This is a genomic window from Nocardiopsis prasina DSM 43845 (assembly GCF_000341265.1).
GTDB classification, from domain to species: domain Bacteria; phylum Actinomycetota; class Actinomycetes; order Streptosporangiales; family Streptosporangiaceae; genus Nocardiopsis; species Nocardiopsis prasina.
The window spans coordinates 25,859-40,074 of the sequence record NZ_ANAE01000140.1; the positions used below are offsets into that span (position 1 = coordinate 25,859).

12 protein-coding genes are annotated in these 14,216 nt (G+C 72.9%); 10 read left to right on the forward strand and 2 right to left on the reverse strand.

All coding sequences use genetic code 11. From position 1 onward, the window contains the following. Positions 1 to 75: 75 nt before the first annotated feature. The gene (locus D452_RS0115410) at positions 76 to 876 is read left to right on the forward strand and encodes a cyclase family protein (RefSeq protein ID WP_026129345.1); all 801 of its coding nucleotides are present in this window, start codon (positions 76 to 78) and stop codon (positions 874 to 876) included. A gap of 12 nt (positions 877 to 888) precedes the next feature. On the opposite strand, the gene D452_RS0115415 is transcribed toward D452_RS0115410, so the two are convergent. Continuing rightward, entirely contained in the window at positions 889 to 2,106 is a 1,218-nt protein-coding gene (locus D452_RS0115415; RefSeq protein WP_026129346.1) for a PP2C family protein-serine/threonine phosphatase, read from the reverse strand. Positions 2,107 to 2,476: 370 nt separating this feature from the next. After that, on the reverse strand, positions 2,477 to 3,577 hold the full coding sequence (locus tag D452_RS0115420; RefSeq protein ID WP_017545051.1) for a TetR/AcrR family transcriptional regulator: 1,101 nt from the start codon (positions 3,575 to 3,577) through the stop codon (positions 2,477 to 2,479). 111 nt (positions 3,578 to 3,688) lie between these two features. Between D452_RS0115420 and D452_RS0115425 the strand changes: the two genes are divergently transcribed. The 9 genes from D452_RS0115425 (at position 3,689) to D452_RS0115465 (ending at position 14,159) form a co-directional block, all read left to right on the forward strand. Next, on the forward strand, positions 3,689 to 4,651 hold the full coding sequence (locus D452_RS0115425; protein ID WP_017545052.1) for a daunorubicin resistance protein DrrA family ABC transporter ATP-binding protein: 963 nt from the start codon (positions 3,689 to 3,691) through the stop codon (positions 4,649 to 4,651). Next, complete coding sequence (locus tag D452_RS0115430; RefSeq protein WP_017545053.1) at positions 4,648 to 5,445, forward strand: ABC transporter permease; 798 nt, start codon at positions 4,648 to 4,650, stop codon at positions 5,443 to 5,445. Before D452_RS0115425 ends, D452_RS0115430 begins: the two co-directional genes overlap by 4 nt. 409 nt (positions 5,446 to 5,854) lie before the next feature. Then, positions 5,855 to 6,808 (forward strand): alpha/beta fold hydrolase, encoded by a 954-nt coding sequence (locus D452_RS0115435; protein WP_017545054.1) that lies wholly within the window; start codon positions 5,855 to 5,857, stop codon positions 6,806 to 6,808. A gap of 14 nt (positions 6,809 to 6,822) precedes the next feature. After that, the gene (locus tag D452_RS0115440) at positions 6,823 to 7,791 is read left to right on the forward strand and encodes an arsenic resistance protein (RefSeq protein ID WP_017545055.1); all 969 of its coding nucleotides are present in this window, start codon (positions 6,823 to 6,825) and stop codon (positions 7,789 to 7,791) included. Positions 7,792 to 7,937: 146 nt separating this feature from the next. Further along, positions 7,938 to 8,783, forward strand: a complete 846-nt coding sequence (locus D452_RS0115445; RefSeq protein WP_017545056.1) for a helix-turn-helix transcriptional regulator — start codon at positions 7,938 to 7,940, stop codon at positions 8,781 to 8,783. Between the two features lie 165 nt (positions 8,784 to 8,948). Continuing rightward, positions 8,949 to 9,758 carry an ABC transporter ATP-binding protein gene (locus D452_RS0115450; RefSeq protein ID WP_017545057.1) on the forward strand — a complete coding sequence of 270 codons (810 nt, stop codon included), beginning with the start codon at positions 8,949 to 8,951 and terminating at the stop codon, positions 9,756 to 9,758. A gap of 102 nt (positions 9,759 to 9,860) precedes the next feature. Beyond that, entirely contained in the window at positions 9,861 to 10,913 is a 1,053-nt protein-coding gene (locus D452_RS0115455) for an iron-siderophore ABC transporter substrate-binding protein (RefSeq protein ID WP_017545058.1), read from the forward strand. After that, the gene (locus tag D452_RS0115460) at positions 10,913 to 13,015 is read left to right on the forward strand and encodes an iron ABC transporter permease (protein WP_017545059.1); all 2,103 of its coding nucleotides are present in this window, start codon (positions 10,913 to 10,915) and stop codon (positions 13,013 to 13,015) included. The genes D452_RS0115455 and D452_RS0115460 overlap by 1 nt, the downstream gene beginning before the upstream one ends. A gap of 55 nt (positions 13,016 to 13,070) precedes the next feature. Next, positions 13,071 to 14,159 (forward strand): peptidase C39 family protein, encoded by a 1,089-nt coding sequence (locus tag D452_RS0115465; RefSeq protein WP_017545060.1) that lies wholly within the window; start codon positions 13,071 to 13,073, stop codon positions 14,157 to 14,159. Positions 14,160 to 14,216 lie beyond the last annotated feature (57 nt).

The following is a 14,216-nucleotide window of genomic DNA, read 5'->3' on the forward strand; positions in this document are numbered from 1 at the left end:
ACCTCCCCGAGCCGCTACTTTTGACCCGACTCTCCCCAGGGCACTCCCGGGGACTCGCTCGACGAAGGGGACGCCATGTGCTTGCACGGAACAGGTGAGACCGTGAGGGCCCGAACGGAGCACGCGGCGCCCGCCGGGCCACCGACCGCGCCCGTCAGCCCCCTCCCCTGGCCGAAGGGGTTCCGGCGGGTCGTGGACCTCAGCCACACCATCTCCCCCGACATGCCGTCGTGGGACGAGGAGAAGCCCGTCCGGGAGACCGTCGTCCCGAGCGCGGCCCCGGGTGAGTTCGGGCTCTACCTGCAACGGTGGAGCATGACCGAGCACACGGGGACGCACCTGGACGCGCCCGGCCACGTGATCGGCGGGGGCCGTCTCGTGCCCGACATCGACCCGGCCGAGCTGGTGGCCCCGGCCGCCGTGATCGACATCCGCGCCCGGGCCGCCGAGGACCCCGACACGACGGTGACGGTGGACGACGTCCACGCCTACGAGCGCGTCCACGGGCGTATCCCCGCCGGGGCGGCGGTCCTGATGTGCTCGGGGTGGAGTGCACGCTGGTCGGAGGGTGACGACCGCGTCCGGGGCGTGGCCGAGGACGGCTCCTGGCACTTCCCCGGTTTCTCACCCGAGGCCTGCGACTTCCTGGTCTCGCAGCGGGCCGTCGCCGGTACCGGGGTGGACACGCTCAGCACGGACCCCGGCTCCTCCACGGACTTCGCCGCCCATGAGGTGGTGGGGCGGGCGGACCGCTGGGGACTGGAGGCCCTGACCGGGCTGGACCGGCTCCCGCCGAGCGGGGCGTTGATCACGGTGGGCGTGCTGCCCGGGCTCGACGCCTCCGGGGGTCCCAGCCGGGTCCTCGCCCTCTGGTGAGCCCTCCGGGGCTCAGAGGTGGCCCCGGACCGCTCCGCCCGGGGTCCACTCCAGCAGCATGATGGTGGCGTCGTCGGTGAATCCGCCGCGCTGGTGTGCGTGGATGTCGTGGATCAGGCGCCGCAGGGTCTCGGGGGCGGGCTCGTCGGCGGAGGCCGCTCTGATGACGAAGTCGGCGAAGCGCTCCAGCCCGAACATCCTTCCGTCGCTGTCGTGCGCCTCGGTGACGCCGTCGGTGTAGAGCAGCACCTGGTCGCCGGGTTCGAGGGTGGTGTGGTGGACGGTGCGCGCAGTGGTGTCGGCGACCACCCCGTCCAGTCCGAGCGGGAGCTCGGGGGCGCGGTCCAGGGCGCCCTCCACCAGGCGCTGGTGGCGGATGAGCAGCGGCGCGGGGTGGGCGCAGTTGGCCCAGGAGAACACGCCGGTGGACAGGTCCAGGGTGGCGAAGATGGCCGTGCAGAACCGCTCGGGGAGCCAGGTGACCAGTGCGCGTTCCACGTTCTCGGTGAGTTCGGCGAGGTCGGCCCCGTTGCGGCGGGCGCTGCGTGCCCCCGCCATGGCGACCGACGCGGTCAGGCCTGAGGCGAGGTCGTGGCCCATGGCGTCCAGGATGACGGCGTGCAGGGTGTCGCGGGTGAGGGAGTGGTCGAAGGCGTCACCACCCAGTTCGTAGGCGGGTTCGAGGACGGCGGTGGAGACCCCGCGCCGGGTTCCGAGGGTGCGGGGCGGGAGGAAGGCGCGCAGCATCTCGGCGCGCAGCTGCACGTCCCGGGCGCGGGTGCGGCGCACGTAGGTGTCGCTGTACGCGCGTTTGGACGTGATGACCAGGGCGAGCAGGGCGGCAAGGGTCTGGCAACGGCGGAGCGTGGGTTCGTCGAGCCAGGAGGTGCGGATGTGCACGACCCCGATGCGGTCGGCACCGTCCTTGAGCGGGAGCCACAGACTGAGCGCGTCCGCGCCGCCCTCCGCGAGTCGCAGGGTGTCGGAGCGGTAGGTCTCCCCGGCGACGGTGGTCTCCACGTCGAGGATGGGTCCCCCGGTGAGCGGAACCAGCAGGCGCTGTTGCAGGTCCACGAGGTGGACGGTGATCTTGCCGAGGCCGATCGCCGCTCCGTAGCGGTCGGCGGCCTCCAGCACCTCGATGGGGCCGCTGACGTGCACTGACCTGACGAGGTTCTGGAACAGCAGTTCGCTCTCCCCGAGCGGTACCTCGTCGTGTTCCTCGTCCATGCCCACCCCCACCGGTCGGGCCGGTCGGGGGTCCCCGGCTTCCGCACCCCAGTGTCGCACCGGGGACGCCGCTCTCCCAGCCTTCGACTGGCGTGTCCCTTAGCAGGTCAAACCGGTGGATTCGCCCCTCACTCCACGAGAGTCAACTTTGATTGACTTTTTCGGGAAGTCAACCTAGATTGACGAGAGGCGGGGTTGGCGACACCCGCGCCCCCTCCACGACCCAGGGAGGACCGATGACCCACACCTTCGACGATCCCGCACCCGAACCCGTGAGCAGACGAGGCGGACCCCGTGCGGCCCTCCGACGCCCCGGCGGGCGAGAGCACCCTTCACCGGTTACGCACGGCACCCCCGGCGGTCCCCTCGATCAGCGAGCGGTCCGAGCCCCGTTCCCGCCCTTCCTCGCGCCTCCCTGCGGAACCAGGGCGCCCACCGCGTGGGCCGCACCGCGCCCCTCGGATCGGGCGACGACCCGGCCACGGTGCAGACGGAGCGCGCTCTCGGTGTCGTCGTGCGGGTCGGTGACGCCGACCGCCAGGGCCAGCCCCGGGTCGAGCACGATCCTCGGCCCCGCCCAGGCCCCGGCGGGAAAGGACGAGAACAGGCAGGAGCGGAGTTCGGCCAGGACCAGCCGGACCAGGGGAAGGAGTTCGGCGGGTTCGGAGGTGACGGGCACGATCGTCACCGGAACGTCCTCGGAGACGGCGCGCAGTGCCTCCTCCACTGCCTCCAACCGGTGCAGCCCCAACACCGCCACGATCCCGTCCTCGACCGGGAACCGCTCACCGTGCAGGACGTCGCGCGCGGTGGGTGCCGACCAGGGTTCGTCCACGGGGCGGGCGTCCGGGACGTGGGCGATGTGCGGCAGGGGCCAACCGTCGTCCAGGTCCACCCCGGCCAGGCGTTCGCAGGACCGGATGACCGTGAAGGGGTCGACGAACCCGGGAGCCGCCGCGGCCAACTGCCCGGCCCCGTGCAGGCTGGTGAGCACGCTCTCGGCGACCCTGACCCGGCGCCGACCCGCAGGGGACTCGGGGGCCAGACTCTCCAATGCGCGTCCGAGCAGAATCGCCTGCACCGCCGTGGCCTGCGCGAACACCCGGCTCACGCGTGGGTCGGCGGTCACCTCGGCCATGAGTTCGGCCCCGACCCGATCGTCGGTGCCGGTGAGGGGCAGGCGGGCCACCCACGCGCGAGCGAAGGCACCCAGGGCCCGGGGGGCGTCGCCGACAGGCTCCGCGGCCTCGGCCAGGGGTTCGCGCTCGGCGGCCTCGGCCAGCACGGCGAAGTACAGGGCGCGTTTGCCCGGGAAGTTGGAATAGACGGCGCCCCGCGTCAGGTCGGCGCGGTCCGCGATGCGGTCGATCTTGGTCTCGCGGAAGCCGCGTTCGGCGAACTCCTCGCGCGCCGCCACGAGCACGCGCGCCCTGTTGGCCTCCTGCTGCTGTGCCCTGCTGAGCCGGACCATCTTCCTCCTCGTCTCGGTCCCCCCATCCTACGTTGAGATACCAGCAGCACTCAGATACCCTCAACATCCAAATGACAACATCATCTGAACTTCCGGAAGAGGGAGTGAATCATGCCTGAATACGCGTTCCAGGCCCGCGGCCTGGTCAAACGGTTCGGCCGGACGACCGCGCTGTCCGGGGTCGACCTGGCCGCCCGGCCCGGGTCGGTCCTGGGCGTCCTGGGCCCCAACGGCGCGGGCAAGACCACCGCCGTCCGTGTCCTGGCCACCCTCGCCCGCCCGGACGAGGGCACCGCCTCGGTCGGCGGCTTCGACGTCGTACGCGAGGCACCAAGGGCACGCCGCCTGATCGGACTGACCGGCCAGGGTTCGATGGTCGACGACGAACTCTCCGGTCACGCCAACCTGGTGCTCCTGGGTCAACTCCTGGACCTGCGAAGAGGAGAGGCCCACGCCCGCGCGGACCACCTCCTGACCCGCTTCGGGCTCACCGAAGCCGCCCGGCGCCCCGTCACCACCTACTCCGGAGGCATGCGGCGCCGCCTGGACCTGGCGGCCAGCCTGGTGGGGCGGCCCAGCGTGGTCTTCCTCGACGAACCCTCCGTAGGGCTCGACCCCGGACGGCGCGAGGACCTGTGGCGGATGGTCCGCGAACTCACGGCGGAGGGGACCACCGTGCTGCTCACCACGCAGTACCTGGAGGAGGCCGACGCCCTCGCCGACGAGATCGCGGTGATCGACCGGGGCCGCGTGATCGCCGACGGCACGCCCGCCGAACTCAAACGCGTGGTGGGCGGGCAGGCCGTTTCCCTCCGGACCGCCGACCCCCTTCGAGCCGAGGAGGCCGCGGAGGTCATGCGGCGGGTCACGGGCCGTGAACCCGAGCACACCCGCCACACCCTGTCCGTCCCGGTCGAGGGTGACTCCTCGGCCTGGGACGTGGCCGGGGAACTGCGGGAGCGGGGGATCACGGTGACCGAGTTCTCCCTGCACCTGCCCAGCCTCGACGAGGTGTTCTTCGCGCTGACCGGAGCACCCCGGAACACCGACACGGAGAAGGAGTCCGCCGCATGAGCACCGTCGAGACACGAACGGCCGCCCCTCGCCCCGCGCCCCTCGTCCGGCACAGCCTGGTGCTGGCCCGGCGCGGCCTGGCCAAATCCCTGCGCAACCCGGGTTCGCTCGTGAACGGCGTGATGACCCCGGCCCTGTTCATGATCCTGTTCGTGTACCTGTTCGGCGGGTCGGTGTCCGGCTCCACCGGCGCCTACCTCCAGTACCTCTTCCCGGGCGTCCTGGTGATGGGCGCGGGCATCGCTGGAATGCTCTCGTCGGGACTGACCATCAACATCGACATGAAGAAGGGCGTCTACGACCGCTTCCGGAGTCTGCCCATCGGCCGCTCGGCCCCTCTGCTCGGCTCCGTCCTGGCCGACCTGGTCCGCTACCTCGTCACGGTGCTGGTCCTGTTCGCGATCGGGCACCTGATGGGCTTTCGCGTGGAGACCGACCCCGGTTCCGCGATCGCCGCCTGCGCGCTGGCCATCGGCTTCGGATTCGGCCTGAGCTGGGTGATGGTGTTCCTGGGCGTGCTGCTGCGCGACGAGGGAGCCGTCATGGCCATCACCTTCGTGGCGATCCTGCCGCTGCTGCTGGGCACCAGCATGGCCGCGCCGGTCGAGACCCTGCCGGACTGGCTGCGGGCCTGGGCCGGGGCCAACCCGGTCACCCACGCCATGGACGCCGCCCGAGCCCTGCTGACCGGCACCCCGGCGGGTGACTCGGTCGCCCTCACGCTGGTCTGGTCGGCCGCGCTGGTCACGGTGTTCGCCCCGCTGTCGGTCTGGGCCTTCAACCGCGAACGCTGAACCGGGTCCCGCACGCGGCCCGGCCCGTGGGTTCGACTGCCCCGGGTGGCCGGGGAGGGGTAGTGCCGCCGCCACCCGGGAGCGCGGCGGCACCATGGTGCCCTTCGACCCCGACCCGGCCCTCCGGTACGCCCTCCACGTCGTGGCCATGCGGGCGGGCCGCGTCGGCGCACAGGGGCCGCCGTCCGAAGTGGTGGCGCAGGCGCGCTCCACGAGGTGTTCCCGGTGGAGCCCTCGGGGCTCACCGCCCCGGAGTCGGGCACCCCGGTGATCGTTCCCCCAGCCGACCGCGGGTCCCCGGACCGGGGCGGCGGCGGCGTGCCGACGTCCGCCCCGCTCCCCTAGGCTGACCCCCGCCGGTCCGGTCCCCCTCGTCGGGTTTCCCGGCGGGGGTACGAGAGGAGTCGCGTTGAGCGTCCAGCACCACCACGTCGAGGTGAACGGCCTCCGCCTGCACGTCGCCGAACAGGGCGAGGGACCACTGGTCCTGCTGCTGCACGGGTTCCCGGAGAGCTGGTACTCCTGGCGGCACCAGTTCGCCGCCCTCGCCGACGCCGGGTACCGGGTGGTCGCCCCCGACCAGCGCGGGTACGCTCGAAGCGACCGTGCGCCCAGCTCGGAGGAGTACACACTGCCGCACCTGGTCGGCGACGTCACCGCGCTGATCGGCGCGCTCGGCGCCGAGGAGGCCGTGGTGGTCGGCCACGACTGGGGAGCGGTGGTCGCGTGGACCACGGCGCTGCTGCGGCCCGATCTGGTCCGTGCCGTGGCCGGGCTCAGCGTTCCGCCGCTGCCGCCCGCCGGGCTGCCCTCCGTCGAGTCCTCTCGCCGTGCCTACGGCGAGGGCTACTACCAGGCCTACTTCCAGGAGCCCGGCCGAGCCGACGCCGAGATGTCGGCGGACCCGGCCTCGACGCTGCGGCGGATCCTGGTGGGGGCCTCCGGGGCCAGCCCGCCGCGGCCGTGGGTCGTCCCCGAGGGGGTACGGCTGATCGACACCCTGCCCGAGCCGGAGGAGCTGCCCGCGTGGCTCACCGCCGAGGACGTCGAGGTGTTCGCCGGGGACTACGCGGCACCGGACGCCTTCACCGGCCCCCTCGACTGGTACCGCAACATCGACCGCAACCAGGGCCTGATGGCCGCGTTCCAGGGGCTGCGCATCGAGGTTCCGGCACTGTACGCGGTGGGCGACCGCGACATGGTCTCCGCCCTCCGGGGCGTGCCCGAACTCCGCGCGGCGCTCACCCTGATCGCTCCTAAGCTCCACACCGACCTGACTCTGCCCGGCTGCGGCCACTGGACCCAGCAGGAACGCCCCGAGGAGGTCAACCGGGCCCTCCTGGACTTCCTCGCCGCACTGTGAACGGAACCTGACCGATGTCGATCGCCGAACGCCTCCAGAGCCTGTTCGTGGCCCTGGCCGCCGTGGCCGGCCTGGTGGCGGGGCTGCTGGTGCCGATCGGCCCGGCGGCCGAACACGTGGTGCTGCCCGCGCTGCTCGTGATGCTCGCCGCCGTGTTCGTGCAGATGGACGCCGCCCACGTGGGCGAGGTCCGGCGGGCCAGGACCCTGGTGGTCCTCAGCCTGGTCCTGAACTTCGTGTTCACCCCGGCACTGGCTTGGGCCCTGGGCGCGGGCCTGCTCGGCGGGCAGCCGGACCTGCGCATCGGTCTGCTGTTGCTGCTGGTCACCCCCTGCACGGACTGGTACCTGGTCTTCACCGCCATGGCGCGGGGCCACACCGGTATCGCCGCCGCCCTGCTACCGGTCAACCTGGTCCTCCAGCTGGCCCTGCTGCCGGTGTACGTGCTGCTGCTGGGCGGGCGGGCCGCCATGGTCGACGCGGGCACCCTCGCCGAGGCGGTCCTGCTCGTGCTGGTGGTGCCGCTGGCTGTGGCGGTCCTGGTCCGGTGGGGAGCGGCCCGGTTCCGGGACGCCGACTGGCGCGAGCGCCACGTGACCGGACCGGCCGGGCGCCTGGTGCTACCGCTGCTGTACGCGGCCGTGTTCGCGATGTTCGCCTGGCAGGCGCGCACCGTCCTGGAACACCTCGGCGACCTGTTCGCGCTGCTCCTCCCGTTGGCGGTGTTCTTCGTGGTCCTGCCGCTGGTCGCGGTCGGTCTGTCCCGGCTGGCGCGTCTGCCCGCCGACCAGAGGGTGGCCCTGACCATGGTCACCACCGCCCGCAACTCGCCCATCGCTCTGGCGATCGCGGTCGCGGCCTTCCCCGACCGGCCGCTCATCGCGGTCGCCCTGGTGGTCGGACCACTCCTGGAACTGCCCGTTCTGGCCCTGCTCGCCCAACTGGTGCGCCACCGGAGCGGGCAGGGGAGCACCACGACCTGACCCGTGTGCCCCCTCCGGGAACCACCCGCACCCGAAGTGCGCGTGTGCCGACCCCGATGTGATGACCTGGGGGAATTCGGCTATTTTTACGGTGTCGGCGCAGGTCGTCGGCGGTGGCTTCCCGGAGCGGAGGGAGTGGGGCGCCAGTGGGTGTGACCGAGTTCGCCGTGGCCTCCGAGGGCGCCGGGGCGGGGGCCTGGCGCCGTGAGCCCAGGACCCGTCTGCGCCGGGCCTCCGCACTGCCCGAGGGAGCACCCTCCCCCTTCGTGATCGTCTCCGAGTCGCACGAGCCGGGAGGACCCACGGAGTGGGAGCCGCACGCGCATCCGGCACACGAGCTGGTGTGGGTGCGCCAAGGAGCGCTGACCGCCCGTGCGGGAGACCGCCTGTTCACCGTCTCGGCGGGATGCGGGCTCTGGGTGCCCGCCGGTGAGGTGCACACGGGTCGGTTGACGGCCGGAGCCGGGCTGCACAACGCCTTCTTCTCCCCGGACCGCACGCCCCTCGCCTTCGCGGAGCCGACGGCCATCGCGATGACCCCGGCGCTGGAGTCGCTGCTGATCCACCTGGCCCGGACGGACATCGGCACCGGGGCGCGTTCGCGGGCGGAGGCGGTCGTGTTCGACCTGCTGGAGCCGACCGCTCCGCGCCTGGCACTGCGACTGCCGGGCGACGCCCGCGCCGACAGCATCGCCGGGGCACTCATGGCGGATCCCTCGGACGACCGTTCACTGGAGGAGTGGGCGCGCGGCCTGGGAACCAGCCCCCGCACGATCACTCGTGTGTTCCGCGCCTCCACGGGTCTGTCCTTCGCGCAGTGGCGACAGTCACTGCGCGTCCACCGGGCCCTGGCGCTGCTCAGCGAGGGAAACGAGGTCCAGGAGGTCTCCGAACTGCTCGGATACGCCCAGACCAGCACGTTCATCGACGCTTTCCGACGCGTGATGGGCACGACCCCGGGCGCGTTCACGGGTCACTCACGCGGGCAGTGACCGGTTCTCCGTATCGGCTGTCCGGATGTCCTGATTGCAGCCAGGACGCACCCGAACCTATTCTGAGTGAGTGAAGGCTAACCTAACTTCTTGCTGCGTCGGCCCTGCTCACGTCCGATGCGCCACACTCTTCTGGCGGGTGGTGCGCCGAGCACCGCGCCGCGCGTGAGCGCCCTGAACGGGGACCGGCTCGTCCTGCGCTACGGCGGGACCACCGTCGTCCACGGAACCTCGCTGACCCTGACCACCGGTCAGGTCACCGCACTGGTCGGACCGAACGGCAGCGGAAAGTCCACCCTCCTGCGCGCACTGGCCCGCCTCCACCGTGTCGACGGCGGCCAGGTGACACTCGGAGGCGGCGACGGTGCGCCGGACCGTCCGGTGTCCCTGCTCAGCGCACGCCGGTTCGCCCGGGAGGTCACCCTCTTCGCCCAGTCCCGGCCCGTGCCGGAGGGACTGACGGTGAGCGAGGTCGTCGCCTTCGGTCGCCACCCCCACCGCCGCGGTTTCGCGGGCCCGTCCGCCGAGGACCGGGAAGCGATCGAACGCGCGATGCGGGTCACCGGGGTGCGGGACATGGCCGACCGGGCCGCCGGGCAGCTCTCCGGTGGGGAGATGCAACGCGTCTGGCTCGCCGCCTGCCTGTCCCAGGACACCGGAGTGGTGCTGCTCGACGAACCCACGAACCACCTGGACCTGCGCTACCAGATCGAGACCCTCGACCTGATCCGGGACCTGGCCGAGGACCACGGGGTCGCGGTCGGGGTCGTCCTGCACGACCTGGACCACGCCGCTCGCGTCGCGGACCGGGTGCTGCTGTTGAGCTCCGGTCGCGCGCACGCCGAGGGACCGCCCTCCGAAGTGCTCACCACCGACAACCTCAGCGAGGTCTACGGCCTCCGGATCGAGGTCACCCGGGACCCCACCGGCCGGCTCCGCATGGACCCGGTCGGCCGTCACCCGGCCCACCGGTAGGTCCTCCCCTTCCTGACCGGCACCGCCCCCCGTTTGCCCGTGCCCGGCGTCCCCACCCCTCAGCGAAGTCCCCAGAGCAGTTCGAAGCAGAGAGAACCCACCATGACCAGTGCCAGCAGACTCGCGACCCTCACCGCCGTGGCCGTCGCCCTGATCGCTTCGGGGTGCGGCACGACCAGTGTCGACGAGACCGAGCCCGAGGCCCTCGCGGCGCCCCCTTCGGAGGACTGCGCCGAGGACGCCACGGCCACCTCGACCGACCCGGTGACGCTGACCGACGGCGTCGGCCGGGAGGTGGAACTCGACCAGCCCGCCGAACGCGTCGCGGTCCTGGAGTGGCAGCAGGTCGAGGACGCCCTCACGCTGTGCGTCACCCCGGTGGCCGTGGCCGACCCCGAGGGCTACAGCACGTGGGTGAGCGCGGAGGAGCTGCCCGAGGGAGTGACGGACATCGGCAACCGCGAGGAGCCCGACCTCGACACCCTGTACGCGCAGGACCCCGACCTCGTGGTCGTGGAGGCCGCCGGACCCGACGACGAGATCATCGCCCGTCTGGAGGAGCGCGGCGTGCCGGTCCTCGTCACCCGCGGCGCCGACCCGGCCGACCCCATCGGCAACATGCTGGACGTCTTCGAGATGATCGGTGAGGCGACCGGCCGCACCGAACGGGCCGACGAGGTCGTTCGGGAGTTCGAGGACCACCTGGCCGGGGCCCGCGAGCAGGTGGCCGACGTCGACCTCCCCACCACCGACTTCCTGTTCTTCGACGGATGGCTCCAGGGCGGCAACCTCACCATCCGCCCCTATGGTCAGGGCGCCCTGTTCACCGCGCTCGGCGAGGAGCTCGGGATGACCTCCGCCTGGACCGACGACATCAACGACGCCTACGGCGACGGCGGCGTCGACCCCTCCTACGGTCTCGCGCAGACCGATGTCGAGGGCCTGACCGCCGTGGGTGAGGCCACCCTCTTCTACGCCAACGACGAGGGTGTCGGCGGCTACGTGGAGGAGCTGGAGAAGAACCCGATCTGGACCTCCCTCCCGGCCGTCAAGGAGGAGCGGGCGCACGCCTTCCCCCCGAGGGTGTGGGGCGCGGGCGGCCCGCGTTCGACCGCCCAGGCCATCGACGCCTTCGTCGACTCCCTCACGCGGTAATGGGCGAACTCCGTTCCGCCGGGCCCCGGCCGGTTCCGTCCCCGGGCCCCGGCCCGCGCGGCGGGGCCGCCGGGGCCGCGGTGGTCACGGCGCTGGTCACCGCGATCTGCGCGCTGGGCCTGTGGCACCTCACGCAGGGCACCTCAGGTGTGGGGTGGTGGGACCTCGTACGGTTCCTCGCGGGAGACCGGGAGGAGGTCAGCGGGGTGCCCGTCGGCCACGTGCTGGAGGGTTCGCGGCTCCCCCGCCTGTTCGCCGGTGTGGCCGTGGGCTTCGCCCTGGGCGTGGCCGGGGCACTCCTCCAGTCCGTCACACGCAACCCGCTGGCCTCCCCCGACACGCTCGCGGTCACGGCGGGCTCCTACTTCTCGCTGACCCTGGTCGCCTCGTTCGGCCTCGCCGTGCCGCTCTGGGCGTCGGGCCTGGTGGCCTTCGGCGGCGGCCTGCTGGCGGCGGCACTCGTGCTGGCGATCGCGGGCAGCGCCGCCGGAACCGCCACCACACGGCTGGTGCTGGCGGGTTCGGCGCTGGCGATGGCCCTGGACGCGGCCACCGGGATGCTGCTGATCCTGTTCAAGGAGAACACCACCGGGCTCTTCGCCTGGGGCAGCGGATCCCTCGCCCAGCTCAACGTCGACGCGTCCCTGCGCGCGATGCCGCTCATCGTGGCGGTGCTGGTGGTGGCGCTGCTGCTGAGCCGTCGGCTGGACGTCCTCGGGCTGGGCGAGGACACCGCGTCCTCACTCGGTGTCCCCGTGCGCTCCACCCGGATCACGGCGGTGGTCTGCGCGGTGATCCTGACGGGTGCGTCGGTGACGCTCGCCGGTCCGATCGCCTTCGTCGGGCTCGGCGCCCCCGTACTGGCGCGGCTGATCGCCTCCCGCGTTCCCGCCCTGCACCGGCACCTGTTCCTGGTGACCGTCTCCGGGCTGCTCGGCGCCGCGCTGATCCTGCTCGCGGACGCGTCCCTGCGCGCGCTGATGGGCGCCGAGGGCGCCGCCTCCATTCCCACCGGCGTGCCCACGGCGCTGCTCGGCGGCCTCCTCATCGTCGTGCTGGCCCTGCGCCTGCGCGACGCGGGCCCGCTCCGCCGCCCACCGGGGGCGGGGGCCGGTCCGCGCTCCACACGGCGGTTCGTGGTGGTCCTGCTCGTGGTGGCCGCCCTGTTGGCGGCGGCCGCACTGGTCGGCGTGCTCGCTGGCAGCCTGTGGCTCCGCACAGGGGACCTCGCGCTCTGGTTCCAGGGGACCGCCCCGGACCTGGTCGGCCGGGCCCTGGACGATCGGTTTCCGCGTGTGGCCGCCGCCGTCCTCGCGGGAGCCGCGCTCGCCCTGGCCGGAAGTGTCGTCCAGGGCACCGTGCGCAACCCCCTCGCGGAGCCCGGCCTGCTGGGCATCACCGCCGGGGCGGGCCTGGGCGCGGTGATCGTCGTGACCTCCAACCCGGCCGGGGGCGTGGCCTCGCTCACCACGATGGCGGTACTGACGGGCCTGGCCACCTTCGCCCTGATCTGCGTACTCGCCTGGCGGGGCGCGCTGCGCCCGGACCGCTTCGTCCTGATCGGCATCGGGTGCGGGTACAGCCTGAGCGCCGTCACCACGTTCCTCCTGCTGCGCGCCGATCCCTGGCAGACACCGCGCATCTTCACATGGCTGTCCGGGACCACGTACGGCCGGACCCTGCCCGACGTCCTGCCCGTCGCCGTGGTCCTGCTCGTGGCGACACCGCTGGTGCTGGTGCTGAGCCGCCACCTGGACCTGCTGGCGGTGGACGAGGACACCCCGCGCGTCCTCGGCATGCGGGTGGGCCGGACCAGGCTGGCCCTGCTGACCGTCGCCGCCGTCCTGGCCGCCGTCAGTGTGGTCGCGGTGGGGGTGGTCGGCTTCGTCGGGCTCGTGGCTCCCCATCTGGCGCGCGCCCTGGTCGGGGCCCGGCACGCACGGAGTGTGCCGGTGGCGATGGTCTCCGGTGCGCTGCTGGTCTGCGTCGCCGACACCCTGGGCCGCACCCTCATCGCCCCCGCGCAGGTCCCGGCGGGACTCATGATCGCCCTGGTCGGCGGCCCCTACCTGATCTGGATCCTGCGCCGCTCGCGCGCATGAACGGCGACGGCGCCCGCGTGGCGCCCGTCCGCCCCGAGAACTCACGGAGTACCGAATGCACTCCCACCACGCGCGACCTCCGGTGCACCGGGTCGTCGTCCCGTTCGACCCGGCCGCGCCGCCACCGGAGCTGGTGCCGGTCGTCCCGGCCGGGGTACGTGAACGCTGGGGGGCTCCCGACCGCTCGACCCACTCCCCCGAGATCGTGGCCGTCACCGACGGGGCGTCGGGCGCCTGGACCGGGGCGGCCCTGGTGACCTCCCGGCCCGGTTCGGCGTACGCGAAGATCGTCGACGCCGTGGGGGACGGGCCCCGCACCGTCGGGGCGGTCGTCGCGTTCGCGCGCGAGCGAGGGCTCTCCCAGGTCAAGTGGGAGGGGTGGACCGTGAGTCCCGGGCAGGCGGGCGCCCTCGGTTTCACCCCGTTGGAAAGCCCGAGCGGTCAGGTGGACGACCCCGGTCAGCCATCCTCCGGCCATGTGCGCTGGCTGGTGGACTCCGAGGTGGCCGAGCCCCCGTACTACCGGCAGACCACCAACTTCACCTGCGCGGCCGTCACCGCGCTCACCGCCGGTGTCCGGGCGGGGGCGCTGTCAGCCGGGTCCCTCGACCGCGCGGCGGAGTTGGCCCTGTGGCGTGAGGCCACCAACTTCCCCGCCTGCGAACCCGTCGGCCTGGGCCTCGCTGTCCACCGCGCGCGGCCGGACGCGACCGTCACGGTGCGTCTCGACACCGACGCCCCCGTGTTGCTCGACTCTTACTCCGGGGACGAGCGGGAGTGGCGCGCCGTCCTCCAGCGCGGTTCCCGGGCCGACGCGGCCCGGGCCGGGCTGCCGGTCGACCCCCGCCGCCTGTCCCCGGAGGAGCTGCGCGCGACCGTCACCGGGGGCGGACAGGTCCTCCTGCTGCTCTCGCTGGCCACGATGCAGGGGTTCGACGTACCCCACTGGGTGCTCTGCCATGGCGCCGTGCCGGGGGCCGTGGTGGTCGAGGACCCCTGGACCAACGCCGCCACGGGCGACACCTGGGTGGACGCGCACCTGCTGCCCGTCCCCGACGCCTCTCTCGACGCGATGTCCACGATGGGTCCGGACGGCTACCGGGGCGCGGTGGCCCTCGGCCACGCCACCGGCCCCGGGACCTGACCAGGCTCCACCACCTCGCACGGGGAAATGCAGTGGACGGACCCTGGGGCCGGGGAG